This is a genomic window from Hymenobacter frigidus, assembly GCF_014640435.1.
GTDB classification, from domain to species: Bacteria; Bacteroidota; Bacteroidia; order Cytophagales; family Hymenobacteraceae; genus Hymenobacter; species Hymenobacter frigidus.
Genome location: NZ_BMGY01000026.1, coordinates 34,414 through 54,195 on the forward strand (window position 1 = coordinate 34,414; position 19,782 = coordinate 54,195).

Annotated in this window: 19 protein-coding genes and 1 pseudogene; 8 read left to right on the forward strand and 12 right to left on the reverse strand. The window is 60.5% G+C overall.

The annotated features are described in order from the left end of the window. Window positions 1-12: 12 nt before the first annotated feature. Together IEW17_RS13700 and IEW17_RS13705 are read right to left on the reverse strand one after the other, a co-directional pair. Window positions 13-381, reverse strand: a complete 369-nt coding sequence (locus IEW17_RS13700; RefSeq protein ID WP_188562615.1) for a hypothetical protein — start codon at window positions 379-381, stop codon at window positions 13-15. 207 nt (window positions 382-588) lie between these two features. Further along, window positions 589-894, reverse strand: a complete 306-nt coding sequence (locus tag IEW17_RS13705; protein ID WP_188562616.1) for a hypothetical protein — start codon at window positions 892-894, stop codon at window positions 589-591. A gap of 215 nt (window positions 895-1,109) precedes the next feature. Between IEW17_RS13705 and IEW17_RS13710 the strand changes: the two genes are divergently transcribed. Then, window positions 1,110-1,568: a hypothetical protein gene (locus tag IEW17_RS13710; protein ID WP_229749002.1), complete on the forward strand. Its 459-nt coding sequence runs from the start codon at window positions 1,110-1,112 to the stop codon at window positions 1,566-1,568. 158 nt (window positions 1,569-1,726) lie between these two features. Continuing rightward, window positions 1,727-3,019: an aminopeptidase P N-terminal domain-containing protein gene (locus tag IEW17_RS13715; protein ID WP_188562618.1), complete on the forward strand. Its 1,293-nt coding sequence runs from the start codon at window positions 1,727-1,729 to the stop codon at window positions 3,017-3,019. Window positions 3,020-3,167: 148 nt separating this feature from the next. On the opposite strand, the gene IEW17_RS13720 is transcribed toward IEW17_RS13715, so the two are convergent. The 8 genes and pseudogenes from IEW17_RS13720 to IEW17_RS13760 form a co-directional block, all read right to left on the reverse strand. Beyond that, window positions 3,168-3,722, reverse strand: a complete 555-nt coding sequence (locus tag IEW17_RS13720; protein WP_188562619.1) for a DUF4252 domain-containing protein — start codon at window positions 3,720-3,722, stop codon at window positions 3,168-3,170. An 89-nt stretch (window positions 3,723-3,811) separates the two neighbouring features. Beyond that, window positions 3,812-5,398 (reverse strand): hypothetical protein, encoded by a 1,587-nt coding sequence (locus IEW17_RS13725; protein WP_188562620.1) that lies wholly within the window; start codon window positions 5,396-5,398, stop codon window positions 3,812-3,814. Window positions 5,399-5,490: 92 nt separating this feature from the next. Continuing rightward, window positions 5,491-5,901, reverse strand: coding sequence for an EVE domain-containing protein (locus tag IEW17_RS13730; RefSeq protein WP_188562621.1), 411 nt, complete (start codon window positions 5,899-5,901; stop codon window positions 5,491-5,493). Between the two features lie 136 nt (window positions 5,902-6,037). Continuing rightward, the gene (locus IEW17_RS13735; RefSeq protein ID WP_188562622.1) at window positions 6,038-7,228 is read right to left on the reverse strand and encodes a DUF3570 domain-containing protein; all 1,191 of its coding nucleotides are present in this window, start codon (window positions 7,226-7,228) and stop codon (window positions 6,038-6,040) included. Window positions 7,229-7,387: 159 nt separating this feature from the next. Beyond that, the gene (locus IEW17_RS13740) at window positions 7,388-7,573 is read right to left on the reverse strand and encodes a DUF4266 domain-containing protein (protein WP_308420621.1); all 186 of its coding nucleotides are present in this window, start codon (window positions 7,571-7,573) and stop codon (window positions 7,388-7,390) included. Window positions 7,574-7,641: 68 nt separating this feature from the next. Beyond that, a pseudogene (locus IEW17_RS20970) lies at window positions 7,642-8,694 on the reverse strand (FAD:protein FMN transferase). Between the two features lie 66 nt (window positions 8,695-8,760). Next, complete coding sequence (locus tag IEW17_RS13755; RefSeq protein WP_188562625.1) at window positions 8,761-9,402, reverse strand: thioredoxin family protein; 642 nt, start codon at window positions 9,400-9,402, stop codon at window positions 8,761-8,763. A gap of 535 nt (window positions 9,403-9,937) precedes the next feature. Further along, window positions 9,938-10,345 carry a lipocalin family protein gene (locus tag IEW17_RS13760; RefSeq protein WP_188562626.1) on the reverse strand — a complete coding sequence of 136 codons (408 nt, stop codon included), beginning with the start codon at window positions 10,343-10,345 and terminating at the stop codon, window positions 9,938-9,940. Window positions 10,346-10,478: 133 nt separating this feature from the next. Here IEW17_RS13760 and IEW17_RS13765 point away from each other — a divergent pair, with 133 nt between their 5' ends. The 4 genes from IEW17_RS13765 to IEW17_RS13780 all read left to right on the forward strand — a co-directional run bounded on the left by IEW17_RS13765 (window position 10,479) and on the right by IEW17_RS13780 (window position 13,991). Further along, complete coding sequence (locus tag IEW17_RS13765; protein ID WP_188562648.1) at window positions 10,479-12,218, forward strand: DNA polymerase/3'-5' exonuclease PolX; 1,740 nt, start codon at window positions 10,479-10,481, stop codon at window positions 12,216-12,218. Between the two features lie 9 nt (window positions 12,219-12,227). After that, on the forward strand, window positions 12,228-13,292 hold the full coding sequence (locus IEW17_RS13770) for a glycosyltransferase family 9 protein (RefSeq protein WP_188562627.1): 1,065 nt from the start codon (window positions 12,228-12,230) through the stop codon (window positions 13,290-13,292). 105 nt (window positions 13,293-13,397) lie between these two features. Then, entirely contained in the window at window positions 13,398-13,553 is a 156-nt protein-coding gene (locus IEW17_RS13775; protein WP_229749003.1) for a UBP-type zinc finger domain-containing protein, read from the forward strand. A 42-nt stretch (window positions 13,554-13,595) separates the two neighbouring features. After that, window positions 13,596-13,991: a hypothetical protein gene (locus IEW17_RS13780; RefSeq protein ID WP_188562628.1), complete on the forward strand. Its 396-nt coding sequence runs from the start codon at window positions 13,596-13,598 to the stop codon at window positions 13,989-13,991. A 66-nt stretch (window positions 13,992-14,057) separates the two neighbouring features. On the opposite strand, the gene serS is transcribed toward IEW17_RS13780, so the two are convergent. Beyond that, the gene (gene serS / locus IEW17_RS13785) at window positions 14,058-15,332 is read right to left on the reverse strand and encodes a serine--tRNA ligase (RefSeq protein WP_188562629.1); all 1,275 of its coding nucleotides are present in this window, start codon (window positions 15,330-15,332) and stop codon (window positions 14,058-14,060) included. Window positions 15,333-15,736: 404 nt separating this feature from the next. Between serS and rho the strand changes: the two genes are divergently transcribed. Together rho and IEW17_RS13795 are read left to right on the forward strand one after the other, a co-directional pair. Next, window positions 15,737-17,968 carry a transcription termination factor Rho gene (rho, locus tag IEW17_RS13790; protein ID WP_188562630.1) on the forward strand — a complete coding sequence of 744 codons (2,232 nt, stop codon included), beginning with the start codon at window positions 15,737-15,739 and terminating at the stop codon, window positions 17,966-17,968. Between the two features lie 449 nt (window positions 17,969-18,417). Beyond that, entirely contained in the window at window positions 18,418-19,086 is a 669-nt protein-coding gene (locus IEW17_RS13795) for a DsbA family protein (protein ID WP_188562631.1), read from the forward strand. A 32-nt stretch (window positions 19,087-19,118) separates the two neighbouring features. Here IEW17_RS13795 and IEW17_RS13800 read toward each other — a convergent pair whose 3' ends face one another. Next, a complete protein-coding gene (locus IEW17_RS13800; protein WP_188562632.1) occupies window positions 19,119-19,739 on the reverse strand; it encodes a hypothetical protein in 621 nt (206 codons plus the stop codon). Between the last annotated feature and the right edge of the window lie 43 nt (window positions 19,740-19,782).

Genomic DNA, 19,782 nt, shown 5'->3' on the forward strand with positions numbered 1-19,782 from the left:
GCGGTTGGGATGCTAGCGGCTGGTGCGGGCGCGCCGGGCGCGGGCGTTGAGGCGGGCTTTCATTTTCAGCTGTCTCTGGTGCGCGTGCAGCTGCCGCGTAAGCTTGGCGGGCGAAGTAACGGCCTTGCTTTCCTCAAGGCCGAGAACGACTAGCATGGTTCGTCCCAGCTTGGTTCGTGCTTTTCGGGTTTTGGCCCAAACCGAACGCTTCGCCGTGGAAGCCGCCGCCTTTTTGGCTTCGGCTACCTTGGCCCGGGCAGCCGTTTTGCGTTGGATTTCGGCGGGATTTTCAGTAGAAGTGCGGACGCTGATTGTGGCTTGGGCCGGAGCCGTAGTCAGCAAGCTGCCCACGGTGAGCAGGGAGTAGAAGTAAGCTTTCATAGCAGGAGGGAGAAAAGTGAGGGCAACCCAGCCGATGGTTTCTAAGCAGAAGAACCCGGCTAAACCATTTGGCTGCGCTAAAGTACATAGCGTTTTTATTATTTAAAATATATTTATAAAAAATCAATGCATATTTTTAAATTAAGTGACTCAAAATTGCTTCCCAACCAATAACTTTTTATCAATAATTAATTGTTATTCAAGCTTTTAGCGTAATGTGCGCGGTCGGTATTTATCGTCGTGCTTCTGAGCACAGATTGCGCGGCTGGCCTGGTGCTCGTCCTTACCAATATCCTGGCGTTCGTTGCGGGTAATCACGCCGCCGGCGTGGGTCGCTTTTTTATCTTGGGGGATATCGGCCTGGCGGGCTCGTAGCCGGGCGGTTTCGGGCCGGGTCAGTTGGCCGCTGGCCACACCCTGGCGAATGCGGGTTCGGTTATTGGTTCGGGGAGCGTTGAGGTCCGGAGTGGTGGTTTGGGTCGAAGCTTCGGGCGCTACGGCTAAGGAGGCCATGATGGCGAGTAGCGAAAACACGGATTTTTCATAAGGTTGATTGAAAGTAAACGGTGCAATGGGGCCAATTGGAAGCGGCAAATTGCGTGGGGTTTAACCTCTGCCTGGCCGCACTGCCAAGCCAGGGCCAGAAGCTGAAAATAGCTACATTGCTGACCTTCTGCATCGTGCTGTACGGCGTAGAAAGCGTATTTCTCACCCTCACTTTATCTTTTATGAAGCGCATCCTCGGTTTTCTCGTTTCGCTGGCCTTGTTGAGCGGTTCAGCCGCTTTGGCCCAAACGCCGGTTCCCACGCCGCCAGCCAGCACCACCACGATGAGCACCAGCTCATCAAAAATGGCAACCCGTACCGCCCAGACACCGGCCACCAAGGTGATTACGAAATCGAGCACGATGAGCAACCCGGCGGGCATGACCAAGTCGAGCACGATGACCAAAGGCTCGGCCACCACCAGCAAGTCGAGCACGATGACAACGCCCTCGGGCATGACTAAGTCGAGCTCCTCGACGTCGACCAGCACCAGAATGAAGGCTGACGGCACGCCCGACCTGCGCTACAAGGAGAACAAAATGACGAAAACCACCACCGGCCCCAAGAAAGCCAATGGAACGGCCGACCTGCGCTACAAGGCCAACAAAACGACCGTGAAAACCACCAAATCCAAAATGTAAGGAGGGGGTTAATGTGTTAAGAAAACCCCTTGCTCAGCTAGAGCAAGGGGTTTTTCTGTTGTAAGCGGGTAGGTGTTTTTGAGGCGCTGGCTCGGTGGCCGCCGACCCCGCCTTGCCTAACTTGCGGCCTGAATTCCAACTCCGCCCCAGCCCCACTCATGCGCTACGCCCCTCTTGCTCCCGAACTGTTCGTTGAAAACCGCCGCCGCTTCCGTGAGCAGCTGCTGCCGGCCTCAGTGGCCATTTTCCAGTCGAATGACGTGATGCCGGCCAATGCCGACGGTACCATGGCCTTCCGTCAGAACAACGACCTGTTTTACCTCGCCGGGGTCGACCAGGAGGAAAGCATTCTCGTGCTTTTTCCGGATGCGCGGCTGCCGCAGTACCGCGAAATCCTGTTTTTGAAAGAAACCTCGGAGCACATTCTCATCTGGGAAGGCTATAAGCTGACCAAGGACCAGGCCCGCACCAATTCCGGCATTACCACCATTATGTGGCTCGACAGCTTCAAGACGGTGCTGCCGGCGCTTATGAACGAGGCCGAAAACGTGTATCTGAACTCTAACGAGCACATTCGGGCCGTGGTGGAGGTAGAAACGCGCGACGCCCGCTTCATCAAATTATTGCAGAATCAGTACCCGTTGCACACCTATCGCCGCGCCGCGCCGCTGCTGCACAACCTGCGCGCCATCAAGAGTGCCGAGGAAATCCGGGTGATGCGGCAGGCTTGCGACATCACGGGTAAGGCGTTTCGGCGGTTGTTGGGCTTTGTGAAGCCTGGCGTGTGGGAGTTTGAGATTGAGGCTGAAATCGTGCACGAATTCATGCGCAACCGCAGCCGTGGGCCGGCCTACGGCAGCATCGTGGCCAGCGGCAAAAATGCCACCGTGCTGCACTACACTACCAACGATAACCAGTGCCAGGCCGGCGACGTGATTCTGCTGGACTTCGGGGCCGAGTACGCCAACTACGCTGCCGACCTCTCGCGCAGCATCCCGGTCAACGGAAAGTTCAGCCCGCGCCAGCGCCAGGTCTACGATTCGGTACTGGCCGTAATGGCATTTGCCAAAACCCGTCTTATTCCCGGTACCGAAATCGAGGCTTACCATAAAGAAGTAGGCGAGTGCATGGAGCAGGAACTCATCAAGCTCGACCTGCTGAATGCTGCCGATGTGCGCAACCAGGACCCCGCCGCGCCGCTTTACAAGAAATATTTCATGCACGGTACCAGCCATTACCTCGGCCTCGACGTGCATGATGTGGGCTATAAGTACCGCACCTTCGAAGCGGGCATGGTGTACACCGTGGAGCCCGGCATCTACATTCCCGAAGAAAGCCTGGGCATCCGTCTGGAAAACGACATCCTGCTCACCGCCAACGGTAATGAGGACCTGATGGATGATATTCCCCTGCAAGCTGATACCATTGAGGAGTTGATGGCTAAGCGGTAATCAGAGGACGACATAGAAATAACGTCATGCTGAGCGTAGCCGAAGCATCTCGTTCGGAGCAGTAACTCAATCGTTCAGCGATTTGATTACTATCCGATGCGAGATGCTTCGGCTGCGCTCAGCATGACGTTCTGCTTTAATCCTGGCTTTACTTACTAGTCGCCTGCACCAGCTGCGGCAGGTACTTGCTGAGGGCTTCTACTTGTGAGCGGGTAAAATTACCGTTTACGGCTACCAGCACAAAGGAATCGGCCACGTCGGGCAGGCTGCCCAAGGCGGCGAATTCCGAGATTTTATCGCCCGAGCCGCGGGTGGAGATGGCGTAGTCGCTGCCGCCAAAACCGGCGGTGGAAATGGGCGTGTACTTTTCGCCCTGCAAAATGCCGGTAGCTTCCTGCCGCAGGCCCTGCTGCGCCAGTTCGCGGGCCGCGCCGGAAGTGGGCGTGAACGTGATGACCTTGGCCGAGCGAATGCCCGTGATGCCATTGGTCAGCTCGGAGCCCCCGAGGAACTTGGCGGCTTTCACCAGCGCTAGGCGCTCGAGCAAGTCGGCCGACCACTCGGTGGTTTTGAAGCCTGCGCGGCCGTCATACTTCGAAAAAAACGACGCCACGGTGCGGGCCGGAGTGCCCGGGCCGCCAGCGCGGCAACCTACCAGCAGCAGGAATAGAAAGAGGGCGGGGAAACGAAGTTTGATTAGCATGAGGCAAAGTTGGCGAGAAATTGGGCGGTTGTACGCACCCAGGCCTTGCCACGTTTGCTAACGGCCCAATCAGCCCCCGCCACTGTTTCCTAAAACACAACCGAATTAAGGAAAAAGACTTCGCGGTCGGGGCCGCGCTCTACGCGCACGCGCTGGTAGCCCGATGCCACGAACCGGCTGCCAAACCACGGCAGCAAGTCGGACTGCCAGGTATCGGTGGCGTGCTCGGGGCCAGCGTTGCCGGTAGGGTCCAGGCCCGTCTGGATGGGTACCTGGTGGTCGTTGGGCGACGACTCGGCGCGGTTAACCAGCTTGTAGCGTAGCTTTTCCTCGTCGAGGTAGGCCAGTACGAGTCGGCCATCGGGGAGGGTTTGCAGGCGCACGGCTTCTTCCAATTCTCGCCGTCGCAAATTTTCTACCACAAACGTATTGTCCCAGAGCAGGTTGCCGGTACGGTCGAAGCCGCAAACGAGGGCGTGGGTGGTTTGGTAGCCGTCGAAGATGCGGGAACTGCCCGAGCCGTAAAGGCCACTTGGGTAGTTCATTGGCGCGCTCATGTTGCTGTAGCTGTTGTAGCGGTAATGCGGATAATACACTTCGGCCACCAGCACGTAGCCGCCATCGGCCTGGGGTAACAGCTCGTGCAGCAGCAGGCGGTAGCGCCAGCGCAGGGGAGGCATCGAGCGGGCCACGCGGCGCTCGGTGCGCTGCCGCAGGCGGGCCTGCCGCTGGGGCTTCAGGTAATCGAAAAAGTGCTTGAGGCGCAGAAAATCGTAGAAGCGCAGGGGCGGCTTGGTGCCGACGGTGCCCGTGGGGCGCAGGTCGGTGGCAAACAGACCCTGGGCGTAGTTGGGGTCGCGCAGGGAATAAGTGCCCATCAGCAGCCGGGCGGTGGTATCCTGCGGGGGCGTGAGCTGGGCCGTGATAAGGCTCCGCTCACTTTCAGCCTGCACAAATTCGGAGCTCACGAGCTGCCCGCGGTCGGTGAGCTGCTTGAGGAGCAGGCGCGACTTGCGGCCGTTGGTTTGGCTGAGCACGTACTCGGCGCGCCGGCTCACGGCATCGGCCACGAAGGTGAATTGCGTGGGCAGCGGCTCGTAGATGGACGCCAGGTACTGCATCTGGCCGGTGGCCACATCCAGCAGCAGGGCCGTAACGTGGCGCTGGTCGTTGAGCAGCACCGTGGCGAATAGGCGGCCATCCAGGGCTTTTAGCTCTACAATTTCGCGGCTCAACCGGGTTTCGTACTGTTGGGTACGCACCTGGCCCAAGCGGCCATTGTAGGCCCCGACCCATAGCCGGCCGGGCGTGCTGCGCGACGAAAACAGGGCGTACACTGTGCTGCCCTCGGCGCACATGCGCACGTAGTTAAATTCATCGGGTACTTCCAGTTTCAATTCCTGCCGCAGGTGCAGGACCTGGTCGTACTGCTGAAAAACGTAAGAGGTTTTGCTGGAAAGAGGCTGGTCACGGCCCAGCAGCAGCACCACGGTGCTATCGGCGGGTAGCGGCTGCACGTGCACGTCGCTGTTGTCCTGGTCGAGGAACAGCTCGGTGCGGGCCGGCTGCCGGGGGGCATTGGCGGGCCGGGGCAACGCCTTTTTTTGCGCGTGCAGGGCCGCTGGCCCGGCCAACAGGCCGAGGATTAGCAACAAAATAAAGTAGCGGATTTTCATGCCTGGGCACCGTGAGCAACGGTTGATAAACCAAGTAACTGCCTTCCCTAAAGTTATACCCAAACCCAGGCTTTAAGTTCTAAGGCTCGCCTTTATTTCGCGCCTAGCGCCAGCACGGCGTCAAATTCCTCGGGCCGCACCGGCAGCACCGACAGCCGCGACTGGCGCAGCAGGGCCAGCTCGCCCAGCCGGGCATCGGCCTTGAGCTGGGCCAGGCTCACGGGCCGGGGTAGGGACTGCACCGGGCGCAGGTGCACGGCCACCCACGGCGAGCCGGCTTCGGCAGTGGTATCGGGAGCGGCGAGGGCGGCTACTTCGGCGATGCCGACCACGGCTTTTTCGCTCACGCTGTGGTAGAACAGCACCAGGTCGCCGGGCCGCATCAGGTTGAGGTTGTTGCGGGCCTGGTAGTTGCGCACGCCGGTCCAGGCGGTGCCGTCTTCGGCTACGAAAGTGGTCCAAGAATACGCTTCGGGTTCAGATTTTACCAGCCAATGCTTCATAAGTGGGGCGGAGGAGAATAGTGAAAAGGACAAAGTGAGGGCAAACGTAAACGGCCGACACGGGCATAGATGCCGGCCGGCCGCTGGTTTGCACACCGCAAAGGAAATAAATCCGGCGGCTACCGCGTTGGTTTAATCAGAGAGCAAAGCCCAAATCGAAGCTCACGATGTTGGCCACCAGGTCGGTGCTCTGCTGGTAATGCGCGTAGCGTAGGTCGAGCGACCGGAGGCGCATCACGCGCGGCCGGCCCTGCGCATCCTGCCCCGGCACCCGGAAGCGGGTGAGGCCGTACACCGGCGAGTAGCGCAGGCCCAAGCCCGTTTTGTGGGCTGAGAAAGCCGACAGGTCGTAGTCCGACGAGTAGTATTCGTCAGCCACGGAGTGCTGCTGAAACGGCGCGAAGTACCTGGCCGCCGTCTGGATATGGTAGCGGTAGAAGGGATAGAGCACGAAAAACGGCGTCACCTTCACCGGCAGCTCCAACTCAGCGGTGTGGGCCGTGATGCCGAAATTATCATTGTAAAAGCGGTAAAAGGCCCGGACTTGCACCACATCGGTCGCGTAGTAATTCAAACGCAGGCTAACGGGGTATTTGAAGCGGGAGCGGGGCAGGGTTTCGATGCGCGCCGCCGTGGCGACTCTGGTCGAAAAGTCGCCGTTGGGCGGCGGGGCCGGGTTTGGGTCGGGGTTGTCCCGAAAATACACCCGGTGAAACGGCGTGCTCAGCAAGCCGTTCTGCGCAACCAGCTCGGTGCTGATGGCTACTTGCAGGCGCTTACTGAGTACCTGCGAGTAGGTGGCCGTGAGGTTATACGTCTGGCGGGTGTCGGTGCCGTAGGCGTTTTTGCCGCGGATAATGGCGGTGCGCAGCTCGGCGGGCGTAATCAGCGTCACTTGGTCAAAAAACACCTGGCCGGCCAAGCCAAGCTGGCGGTTGCCGTCGCGCGAGGTTTTGGCAAACGAGCCGGTCACGTTGCCCGATAAGTAGTCGTACTCTTTCGACACGCCTGCCCCCACTCCCCAAACGATGCCTTGGTACTTGTGCTCGCGGCTGTACCCAAAATCGCCGTGGGTGCGCACATCGCGCGCCGAGGGCGTGCTCAGGGCGAAGTCAATCCGGTCGGTCGAGGCCGAGGAATAAAAGTCAGCCCCCACGTTGACCGACAGCCGACTCACGGTATCCAGCGGAATATTGAGGATGATGGCCGGGGACACATCGGTTAGCTGCTGGGTGCCGCGGCCGCCCTCCACGGCCCCGTGGGTGCCGTCCTGCTGGTAGTAGCCGCCGATAATGTCGATGGTGGTTTCATTGGCGGCGCGGTTCATGGGCACGGGCGGGCCCACGGGCGCGCCGTAGCCGTCGATACGGTTGGGGACCTGCGTGGTGCCGGGCTAGGTTTGGGCCAGGGCCGGGAGGGCCAGGGTGCTCAGCGCAAGAAAAAGGGGGAGAGCGTATTTCAAAGGATTGAGCTGATGCTTCGTTCGTTAGTTGCAGCCGCAGCCACCGCCTACTTTGCCGCCGTCGGCCCCTTCGAGGTAGCTTTCGAAATTGGTTTCCGGCGTTTCCACGGTCTTGCTGGCCAGTTTCATGTCCTCATCGTTGAGGTACATTTTCTGGTACGTTTTCACCGACACGCAACCGGGCAGTGCAGCGGCCAGCGGCAACGCCAGTAGCGCCAGACAGAGCGGTCACCGCAAAGAATTTGTCTTGCTGTTTTTCACAATATGAATAAGATAAATCAGGGGTGGGTGGCGGTGGGGCCGTGGTAGTAATTCAGCGTCATGCCCCGTGAAACCAGGGTGCGGTTATCGTAGGTTATCAGGGTGCAGTCCACGCCTTTCAGGCTGTTGATGAACGCCAAGCCGGCGGTTGGCCCCTTCACGAACACGACTTCGTCGAGGCCATCGGCCAGCTCCACATCGGGGCAAATAATGGTGACCGAGCGCAGGCCAATGGATGGGTAGCCGGTGTGCGGGTTGATGATGTGCCCGTACACTTGCTGGCCCATCGTGAAGTACTGCTCGTAGTTGCCGGCCGTCACCATGGCCACATCGGTCACGTCGACTCAGGCGGCCACGCTGTTCGGGTGGTCGGGGTTGCCGATGGCCACGCGCCAGAGCGAGCCATCGGCCTGCCGGCCCCAGCAGTAGATGTCGCCCGAGCCGTTTAGCAGCCCGCCTCTGATGTCCAGATGGTCGAGCACTTGCTTGGCCCGGCGCAGGCCGTAGCCTTGCAGAATGCCCGCCAGGTTGATGCGCATGCCGGTTGCGGGCAGGTAAACCGTGTGCCTGGCCGTATCGAGCTGGATTTTCTGCCAGCCAATGCGCCGCACCGACGCCCGGACGGCGGCCGAGTCGGGCAGCGCCGCGTGGGCCTGCCGGTCGAACTTATACAGCTTGTCGGCGCTGGCGAAGGTGATGTCAAACGCGCCATCGCTGAGCCCGGACAGGCGCAGGGTGCGGTTAATCAGGCCGAAGGTTTCGGGCGATACGGCCACCGGGTGCAGGCCCGCCGTCCGGTTGATGCGCACCACTTCGGAGGTGGAGTCCCAGAACGACATCAGGTGGTCAATACGCCGCACTTCGCCCAGGCCGGCCCGCAGGGCACGCTGCCCGGCCGTGTCATTATCGGCCACCACCACCGTAAACGTGAAGTACGACCCCATAAGCTGCGCGCTGCGAGTGAAAGTGTGGCGCTGGGGCACCACGGGTTGGGCCCGGCTGGGCCCCGCGGCCCCGAGCAGAGCCAGCAGCGTGCCGACGACCAAACCATATTTCCAACGTGCCTTCATCTGGATGCAAAAAAATAACGGCTGGGATTGTCGTCACTGCGCTGGTTCCAACGAATGACGGCCTGCTTACAGCGTAGGTACCACCGTTTTCAGGTAAGCCGCGAAGGCGGCCGGACCGCCGGTGATGTAGCCGGTTTTGGCCAGCACCTTGCCATTGGGGGCAACGAGAACGGCCAGCGGAAAATCACCTTCGCGATTGAGCTGGGCGGCGGCGGCCTCGTTCAGCTTTAGCTGGGCGGCGGTGGGCTGGTTCTTCTTCTGGCGTGGAAAATCGAAGTGAGCCAGCACCAATTTGTCCTTGGCGTAGGCCGCGAACTCGGGCTGGGAAAATACTTCCCGCTCGTACATGATGCAGGGCTTGCACCAGTCGGAACCCGAAAAAACGGCTAAAATGGGCCGGTTGGTGGCCTTCGCCTGCGCTTGGGCCGCGCCCAGGTCGGCCACCCAACCCGCAGCGCTTCCGGCGGGTGCGGCCGCTGGGGCTGGCACCGGGCTAGCCAGCACCACCTGGGGAGCCGATACGCCAGGCATGGCAGTTGGTTTAGAAGTGTTACTCGCCGGGTTGCTGGTGGCTGCCGAAGTCTTGGTTTTAACCTTGGTGTTTTTGGCCTTGGGGGTCGTTTTTTGAGCCAGCACCGGGCCGGCGCTAAGCAGGACAAGGCTCAGTACGAGAGCCCGCACGGAGCCAATAGAAGTTGCGAAAGACATGGGAGATGCAGGGAAATAAGCAGTCGCGCACAAGTAACCGTAGTCAACCAAAAAGAACGTCATTCCGAGCTTGCCGAGGAATCTTGCCGGAGTCATCCGCGCCGCCCACTGGCGCGAGCGAGATTCCTCGGCAAACTCGGAATGACGTTCTTCTTTATCCGGTTACTTATGCGTGGGCACTTAATGGGTGCTTCGCCAACGAAGCCGCGCGCCGGCTAGTTCTTTACTCAGGCCCACCGCGGACCAGTGAGTAAGCCATAGTGCACCATAAATTTCCGGTAGCCCCATGAAAATACCGTGAACGAACCGCTGTTCCCGCGGGGGCATTCTGCAAAATGCTCCTTTCCAGCTGTAGCAACTGCCCCACCCTCAACTAAGAAGCTGTTTGAGTTAGCTAAAATCATTCTGAAACGGTCATGCTGAGCTTGTCGAAGCATCTCTACCGCTTCGCTTGAGCCGGTGCAACGAAGCGGTAGAGATGCTTCGACAAGCTCAGCATGACCGTTTTATTAACCCAAACAGCTTCTTAGAGAGACTAGGGTAGCCGCCGCAGCTTCAGCACCTGCTTTTCAAGGGAGATAATTTCCAGCGTGTAATCGGGCTCCGTGCCCTCGGTGAGGTGGATGCGCAGGCGGGAGCTGCCGTTGGCGGTCCAAGTGCCGGCGCGGCCGGCCAGGCCATCGGTGGGCGCAATATCGAACTGCTCGAACCGGCCGAACGGTTTGAAGGCAAAGCCCGTGCGGCCGCGGGATGGTGGAAAATGGTAGGTGTTGGGGCGGTACACGAGCGTGTCGCCGGCGTTCTCCTCGCGCGAAACCAGCCAGGTTCCTTCCAGTTGTTTGAGGGCCGGCGCGGCGGCCTTATTTGAAGAGTCATTGGGCTTGCACGTTGCGGCCAGCAACAACAGGGAAAGCGGCAGCAGCCGGGCAGTGGAATGCAACATAAACAGGAAGCTCTGCGAAATAATGGGACCGGAAAGGTAACGTAAATCAGGACGGTAGGGGGAAGGCGACTGGCACCCGGCCCGTCAAAAGCAGCCTGATACGCTACATTCGTTGCCCCAAACCCCCATTCCCGTGGATAATCGCGCCCTGACCCGTGCCTTCAAGCTGACCGCCCAGCTGATGGAGCTGCACGACGAAAACCCGTTCAAAATCCGCGCCATCGAAGGCACGGCCAGCGCCCTCGAAGCCCTGAGCTTTCCGGTGGCCGAAGTGGAGCGCGCCGGCCTGCCCGACCGCACCGGTCTGAGCAAAACCGCCGCCGCCAAAGTAGCCGAGCTGCTCGATACCGGTACGTTTTCGGACCTGCAGCGCCTACTCGAAATCACGCCGCCCGGCGTGGTCGAAATGCTGGGCATCAAAGGCATTGGCCCCAAGAAAATTCGCAGTCTGTGGCGCGAGCTGGGCATCGAAACCGCCGAACAGCTGCGCGAAGCCGCCGAAACCGACCAGGTAAGCAAGCTGAAAGGCTTCGGCAAAAAGACCCAGGAAGGCATCCTGGAATCCTTGGAATTTGCCGGCCAAAGCAAGGGCAAGCTGCTTTACCCACAAGCCGAGAAGCTGGCCGATGAGCTGGCCCAGCACCTGCGCGATGCGCTAAAGACCGAGCAAGTGGCCGTAGCCGGCGAAATCCGCCGCCGCCTCGAAACCGTGGAAACCGTGGGCCTGGTAGCGGCCACCGAAAAGCCCGAGGAGGCCCATAAGCTCCTCAGCGGCCTGGCCGGGCTCGTGGCGGACCCGCGCCGCTCGGGGCCGTTTGCCTGGCGCGGCACGGCCACCGAATCGGGCGTGCAAGTTGAGGTGCTATTGGTGGCTCCCGCAGATTTTACCACCGAAGTTTTCCTGAATTCCGCCGCCGAAGCGCACCTGAGCGAACCACTGCCGGGCCAGTCAGCCACCCTGCGCCAGTGGGCGCGGCGCGAGAAATTCCAGCAGGAGGAAGCGTTGTACGAGAAAGCCGGCCTGCAATTCATCGTGCCCGAGTTGCGCGAAGGCCTGGGCGAAATCGCCCTCGCCGCCGAGCAAAAGCTGCCCCACCTGCTCGAAGACGGCGACCTGCGCGGCTCCCTGCACAACCACAGCACGTATTCCGACGGCAACCACAGCATCCGCGAGATGGCTACCTGGCTGCGCGACCACAATTACCAGTACCTCGGCCTGTGCGACCACAGCCAGGCCGCCCACTACGCCAACGGCCTGAGCGTGGAGCGCGTGCGCCAGCAGCACCAGGAAATCGACGCGCTGAACGCGGAGCTGGCCCCGTTCCGCATCTTTAAGGGTATCGAAAGCGACATTCTTGGCGACGGCTCCCTGGACTACCCGTCTGAGGTACTGGCCAGCTTTGATTTCATCGTGGCCTCGGTGCATTCCAACCTGAAGATGGACGAGGCCAGGGCCACCAACCGCCTGCTGCGGGCCATCGAAAACCCTTATACCACCATGCTGGGGCACCCCACCGGCCGCCTGCTGCTGCGCCGCCAGGGCTACCCCATCAACTACAAGGCCGTGATTGACGCCTGCGCCCAGCACAAGGTCATCATCGAAATCAACGCCAACCCCTGGCGGCTCGACCTGGACTGGCGCTGGGTGCGCTACGCCCTGGACCAGGGCGTGCAGCTCAGCATCAACCCCGACGCCCACCACACCAACGGCTACGAGGACATGCGCTACGGCGTGCTCATGGGCCGCAAGGGCCACCTAACCAAGGAGATGACGTTCAACGCCAAATCGGTGGAGGAAATGGCCGCGTATTTCGAAGCCCGTAAGGCCAACATCACGCCGCCGCTGGAGTACAAAAAGTCGTTGTTTGAATAGGGGCGGGGCATGAAAATCCTGGTTCTCCGCTTCTCCTCCATTGGCGACATCGTCCTGACCACGCCCGTGGTGCGGGCGCTGGCGCAGCAGGTGACGGGCGCGGAAGTCCATTTTGCCACCAAGCCCGGCTACCGTGGCCTGCTGGAGCCCAACCCCTACATCACCAAGGTGCATTGCCTGACCGGCAGTTTGGGCGAACTGGTGCAGGAGTTAAAAGCCGAGCGGTTCGACTACATCATCGACCTGCACAACAACCTGCGCACCCGCCTCATCAAGCTGCAGCTGGGCGTGAAATCCAGCAGTTTCGACAAGCTGAACTGGCAGAAATGGCTGCTGGTCAACTTCAAGATTGACCGGCTGCCGCGCGTGCACATTGTGCAGCGCTACCTGGCGGCCGCCGCGCCGCTGGGTGTGACGGATGACGGCCGGGGCCTCGACTACTTTATTCCAGTCGGGCAGGAAGTCGACCTCGCCACGCTGCCCGCGCCATTCCAGCGCGGCTACGTGGCCGTGGCCATCGGCGCGCAGCACGCCACCAAGCGCCTGCCCGTTGAGAAGCTTATTGAGCTGTGTGCCAAGCTAGCTCCGCGCCCCGTAATGCTGCTCGGCGGCCCCGAGGATGAGAGCATCGGCCACATCATCGAAGAAGCCTTTGCGACGCGGGCTGCTACTGCTCAGCCCACCGCTGCCGTACCCGACAGCCCGTATTATTTCCCCAAAAATTCCCCGGTTCAGCAACCAAGCCCACCATTGATTCACAACGGCTGTGGGCAATATTCGCTGCACCAATCGGCCTCGCTGCTCCGGCAGGCCGATTTTGTAGTGAGCCACGATACCGGTCTGATGCACATTGCGGCTGCTTTTAGCAAGGAGATTTTCAGTGTGTGGGGCAACACCGTGCCGGCCTTTGGCATGTACCCGTACCGCACCGATTTTCGGGTTCTCGAAGTGCCGGGCCTAAGCTGTCGGCCCTGCTCCAAAATTGGATTTGATAAGTGCCCGCAAGGTCATTTTAAGTGTATGCGCGACCAAAGTTTGAATTTGGAATTGCCCCCAGCCCGCGACGGCCGCTAGGGCGTGGTTCGTTTGTTTCTTGACCATATCAGCTATGCCCGAGCCCTGCCAGCACCTTGCCGCCCTCACCAACATCAAAACTGCTCCTCAGCATAGTTGCTCTGAATGTGTAGCCCTCGACGATTGTGGGTTCACCTGCGTGCATGCCAGGAGTGCGGCCACGTCGGCTGCTGTGACTCTTCTAAAAACAAGCATACCCTCAAGCATCTTCACGTCAGCAGCCACCCAGTGGTATCATCGGCCGAGCCCGGCGAACGGTGACTCTGGTGCTATGTGGATGAGGAAATGGTGGAACATTAGTTTATGAAAATGCTGTGGTGCTGGCGCTGCCAGCAGGAAATACCGATGCTAGAGCCCGAAGAATACCTGCTGGTTGGGGAAGCTAAGCAGCGCGGGATGCTTTTCGTGGAAGCAGAAGCCCGCCGCCGGGGGAAAGTCATTGCGCCCATCCAGCTGCAGGGAGTAGCGCAAAGATTCCAAGCCTTCCTGGAAATGTATAAGCTGCTGACGGGTTTTGAAGAAACTAACCCCAATGCCGTGATGCACCACCAAGTAGACCAGTACGGTCCGCCCTGCCCCAACTGCCGCAAACCTCTCCGCACGCCGGCTGCTCGGTTTTGCGCTGCCTGTGGCTTTGGCCAGGAGGATATTAAAACCGATGCCCGGCCGCTAGTGGCGCGCAGGTCGGAGCTTTTTTGAAGGTTGAATCAACAAAAAAGCCCCGTCTGATTTCCAACAGGCGGGGCTTTTTCTAAAAGTCAGGTTCTACCCAATCCTGCTGAATCCGCAGTAGCTGTGCAGCACCGCCGGCAACTCGATGCCCGCCGCCGTCTGGTTATTTTCCAGCAGCGCCGCCACGATGCGGGGCAGCGCCAGCGCCGAGCCGTTCAGCGTGTGCAGCAGCTGCGTTTTGCCGCCCTCCACTTTGTAGCGGCACTTGAGGCGGTTGGCCTGATAGGTTTCGAAATTGGAAGCGGAGCTTACTTCGAGCCAGCGGCCCTGGGCGGCGCTCCACACCTCCAAGTCAAAGGTCAGGGCGCTGGTGAAGCCCATGTCGCCGCCGCAGAGGCGCAGCACGCGGTAGGGGAGTTCCAGCTTTTGCAGCAGGCTTTCGATGTGGGCTACCATGGTATCCAGCGCGGCATAGCTGTGCTCCGGTTCCGTGATTTGCACAATTTCTACCTTGTCGAACTGGTGCAGGCGGTTGAGGCCGCGCACATCGGCCCCCCAGGAGCCGGCCTCGCGGCGGAAGCAGGGCGTGTGGCCGGCAATGCGCACGGGCAGCTTTTCGAGGGGAATGATTTCGTCGCGGTAAATATTGGTCAGCGGCACCTCGGCCGTGGGGATGAGGTAGAGGTCGTCCTTGGCGTCGTGATACATCTGGCCCTCCTTGTCGGGGAGCTGGCCGGTGCCGTAGCCGCTGGCCTCGTTCACCAGTATCGGGGGCTGCATCTCGGTGTAGCCGGCCGCCCGCGCCTCATCCAGGAAAAAATTGATAAGCGCCCGCTGGAGTCGCGCCCCCTGGCCTTTATACACCGGGAAGCCCGCGCCGGTAATCTTATTTCCCAGCTCGAAATCGATGATGTCGTACTTCTTAATCAGGTCCCAGTGCGCTTGGGCCTCAGGGCCGAGCTCGGGCTTGGTGCCGTGCTCGCGCACTACTTCGTTGTCCTGGGCGGCGCGGCCTTCGGGCACGCTGGCGTGGGGCAGGTTGGGCAGCTTGTAGAGGAACTGCTGCTGCTCTTTTTCCACCTGGGCCAGCTCGGTAGCGGCGGCTTGGGTGTGCTGCTTGAGCTCGGCGGTACGGGCCTTAAGGGTTTCGGCCCCGGTTTTGTCGCCGGCTTTCATCAGGCCGCCGATTTGGCGGGCAAGCTCGTTGGCTTCGGCTTGGGAGGCGTCGTGGCTGGTTTGCAGGGCGCGGCGGCGCTGGTCGAGGTCGAGGATGGCGGCCACGTCGGCCGGGCCGGTGGCGTAGCGTTTTTTGGCGAGGCCGGCCAGCACAAAGTCAGTCTGGTCGCGGAGAACGGAAAGTTGCAGCATAAGGGCGAATTGGAATGCGGGCAAAGGTCGCAAGGAAAACGGAGAGGCCGTTTCTTTCGGCTGCGCCTTCCCCAAGAAGTTTCGCTGGCCCGTATCCGATTTGGCAGTTTGCTCGTAATGCGCTAACATTGCGGGAGCAACCGGCCGCCGTGGCTGGGCCAGCGGGCCATGGTGCCTGCTTTCGGTCCATCTTTTGCTGAACCGCCCACGGCCCGCTCTGTCCCTACTTTCTTGCCTATTTAGTGCGCGCCGCGAGCTGCTATTTTCCAGCCCGCGTACTCTGCAAACACTATGAGAGCGGTTTGGCCGCTTCCGTGCCGTAGCTGGCATTTCTGAGCCCGCAATGCGCCCCACCGGGCCACCCGCTCCCGCTTCCCGCCGATGTTCCCCCCATTATTCAATTTATGCACACCATTAACGAGTTAAAGGACCGACTGCTGTCGGACCTCAAAGAAATTGCCGAGCAACTCAATGTGGGCAACTTCAAGCGACTGAGCAAGCAGGACCTGATTTATAAGATTCTCGACCAGCAGGCCCTGACCCCAGGCGCTGGTGAAGCCCCGGCCCAAAGCGCGCCCGTTGTTGCTGCTGTTATTGCTGCCCCAGCTGCTGTTACTGCTCCTGCCGCTCCCGCATCCGCCCCGCGCAGCACTGCCCGTGCCGTTGCCGCTCGCCGGCCCGCTCCCAGCACCGCCGAGCAGCCCTTCTCCGACGTGGCCCCACCCATAGCCAAGGCCCCGGCCAGCCGCCCACCCCGCGAGCCCCGCCGCGAAGCCGCCGCCCCAGTTGCCGAAGCTCCCGTCGTAGCTGAGGCACCCACCGTGGAAATATTGGATTCTATCGAAGGCTTGGCGTTGGTAGCGCCTTTTGAAGCCACCGGTGCCACCCTCGCGCAGGAGCCCGAGACCTTTGAGAGCACATCTACCGAAGATTCAGCCGCTTCTGCTGCTGGCTCTACTGACCAGAACCCCAATAACCAGCGCGCCGAACGCCCCCGTCGTGAGCGGGTCGACCGTGCCGGCCGCCCCATCACGGAGCAGCGCGCCGCCGAAATGGCCGCTGAAAAAGTTGCGGCCGAAGCTGCTGCCGCTGCTGCACCCGCTGAAGCCGGAGCTGAAACCCGCGATGCTAACGGCGACAACCGCCGCCAATCGGGCAGCAATAGCTTTGGCGACCGCCGCGAAAACCGCGCCGACCGCTTCGAGCGTGACAACCGGGAAGGCCGCGATAACCGCGACCAGCGCCAGCCCCGCCAGGACCAGCAGCCGCGCCAGGAGCAGCAGCCCCGCAACGACCAAACGCCCCGCAACGACCAGCCGCGTAACGACCAGCCCCGCAACAATCAGGACCGCGACAACAACCGCAACCTGACCCGTGAGGAACGTTATGCCCAGCGCGACCTGCAACGCCAGCAACGCCAGCAAAACCCCGACGGCTCGCCCCGCACCGACCAGCCCCAGGGCCAGAATCCGGGCCAGAATCAAAATCAGCAGCAACAGCGTCCCGCCCGCCAGGACCTCGACCTGGTGGTACCCGGCGGTGGCACGTTTGAGTTGATGCCCGACGGCGGCTATGGCTTCCTGCGCTCGCCTTACTACAATTACCTGACCTCGCCCGACGACATCTACGTGTCGCCGCAGCAGGTGAAGCAGTTCGCCATGAAGCCCGGCGATACGGTGGTGGCCACCATCCGGCCACCGCGCGAGGGCGAAAAATACTTCGCCCTGGTGGGCGTGGACAGCATGAACGGCCGCACCGTGGAGGAAGTCCGCGACCGGGTGCCGTTCAGCCACCTCACCCCGCTCTTTGCCGACCAGCGCATGAAGCTGAGCACCAAGTCCAGCCAAATCAGCACCCGCGTGCTCGACTTGTTTGCGCCCATCGGCAAAGGCCAGCGGGGCCTCATCGTGGCCCAGCCCAAAACGGGTAAGACGGTATTGCTCCAGGAAATAGCCAACGCCATTTCTGAGAACCACCCCGAAGTATACTTGATGATTCTGCTTATCGACGAGCGGCCCGAGGAAGTGACCGACATGGCCCGCACCGTGAAGGCTGAGGTGCTCAGTTCGACTTTCGACGAAACGGCCGACCGCCACGTGAAAATTGCCGAAATGGCCCTCGACAAGGCCCGTCGCCTCGTGGAGTGCGGCCACGACGTGGTAATTCTGCTCGACTCCATTACCCGCCTGGCGCGGGCTTACAACACGGTGCAGCCCAGCTCGTCGCGCGTTCTTTCGGGTGGTATCGACGCCGGTGCCCTGCAAAAGCCCAAGCGTTTCTTCGGTGCGGCCCGCAATGTGGAAGGCGGCGGCTCGCTCACCATCGTCGCCACGGCCCTCATCGAAACCGGCTCCAAGATGGACGAGGTTATTTTCGAAGAATTCAAAGGCACTGGCAACATGGAACTGCAGCTGGACCGCAAGCTGGCCAACAAGCGCGTGTTCCCGGCCATCGACATTCCGGCTTCCGGCACCCGCCGCGAAGACCTGCTGATGAGCAAGGACGAGCTGAACCGCGTGTGGGTGCTCCGCAAGTTCATGTCGGACATGACGGCCACCGAGGCCATGGAATTCCTCAAGGACCGCATCAAAGGCACCAAGGACAACGAAGAATTCCTGCTGGCCATGAACGGCTAAGAAGCTGTTTGGTGAAGCTTCTTCTAGCAAAAAGGACGGGCCCGCGTGGGCTCGTCCTTTTTTTGTGGTAGTACAGTCAACTACTGATTTTCGCTCGTGTAAATCCGTGGCAATTATCGGGTAATAGTTAGAAATGTCTGGCTTGTTAAAGCGGCTCATTCAAAATAAAGCCTATTTGAATTATGCATTTTGCTGTAATAGAACAGCTTTCCCAAATTGTTTACGCAAAAAGCCCACTACATTTCTGTAATGGGCTTTTGATAGAATATTTATAGTCGACAAAGATAGGTGAACGTATAAAAATTGTTCACTTCAATACCGTTAGATAGTATCTTCCAAACCCAGGGTTGGGAGAATAAATTCATTGCTGCCAAAAAAAATGTCATGCACGTTCCGAGAGCCCTCGGGCTGCGTGCCAAGAGCTATTTTTGGGCAAAACATTTTTGCTCATGGACCCCAACTTGCCGGCCGCTTTGCCCGAACTTCTCTACATCCACGACCCGCTATGTGGCTGGTGCTACGGCATGAGCCCGATTATCAACCGGCTGCAAGCGGATTTTACGGGTCGGATTAGCGTATCGGTGCTGTGTGGTGGCATGGTGCGCGGAGCCGATGCCGGCCCCATCGCCGGTAGCTGGGCGTATATCAAAAACGCGTTGGGCGACGTCGAAGGGGCCACTGGGGTGCAGTTTGGGGCCGCCTTTAAAGCGCTGGGCGAAGCCGGGACTTACCAGTACGACTCGGAGCCGCCGAGCCGGGCCATCGTGGCCTTCCGTCAGATTACGCAGGACCCCGCTCGTGCCGTGGTCTTTGCCCACGCCGTGCAGACGGCCCTGTTTCGCGACGGCCTTGACCTGAATAATGCGGCCACGTACGAGGCGTTGTTGGTCCCATTTGGCGTAGAATCCGCCGAGTTTCAGCGGCAGTGGGCTGCTCCCGAAACGGCTCGCGCTGCCCAGCAGGAATTTGCGGCCGTGGCCCGTATTGGCGTGCAGGGCTTTCCCACCACGGTGCTGCGGCTCGGGGAGCAGGGCTACGTGCTGGCCCGTGGCTACCAGCCCTACGAGCAGCTGCGCTCGGGCCTGGAGCAGCTTCTACGCGAGGAAGCCGGTGGCTAGTTGCCGGTGGTCGGTTTGGCCAATAAACAGGTCTACTGTACCCGAACGGTCTGTTTTTTGAGCGGCGACCAGGCGATTTGGCGACGGTCTTCCTTGCCTTTGAGGTAATCGAAGCGTATGGCGTCCGGACGCTGGTGCAGGTCGTTCCAGGTGGCGCGGTCAAGGTTTTCTATTCCTTTCGGGAAGGTAGCTTCGGGACCAACGGCGGGCGTGTGAAACTGCGTGGGCAGGAAAAACCGGTCGATGCGCCGCAGTACGAAGGTTTCGCGTTCGGCGCGGGTGGCGGTGGGGCCTTTCATCTCATATACTAGGGCGGCTTCGAGGTCGGGCTCGGTTAGCATTTCCCGGAAGATGACCTGGCCGCTGGGGTCGGTGATGGTGAACTCGCCAGTGCCTTCCAGGATGGACGGGCCGCGAAAGACTAGCTGGAACACATCGGCCGGCCCTTCTGGCTGGCTGAAATTATGCGTCTGGCGCGCCACCCGTAGCGTGTCGCTCACGGCCGAAACAGCTTTTGCGCTGGCGGTATCAGGAGCCGGCAGGGCGGTAGTGTCGCGGTCGGCCACGCGGGCAGCGGCCCCTTCATTCACGGCCGAGGGAGTGGAGTTGCAAGCTGTCAGCAGCGGCAATAAGGTGAGCCAGGCGAAGCGCATAAGACAGGAAAGATTAGGTAAGCCGAATACTGAATACGTGGCT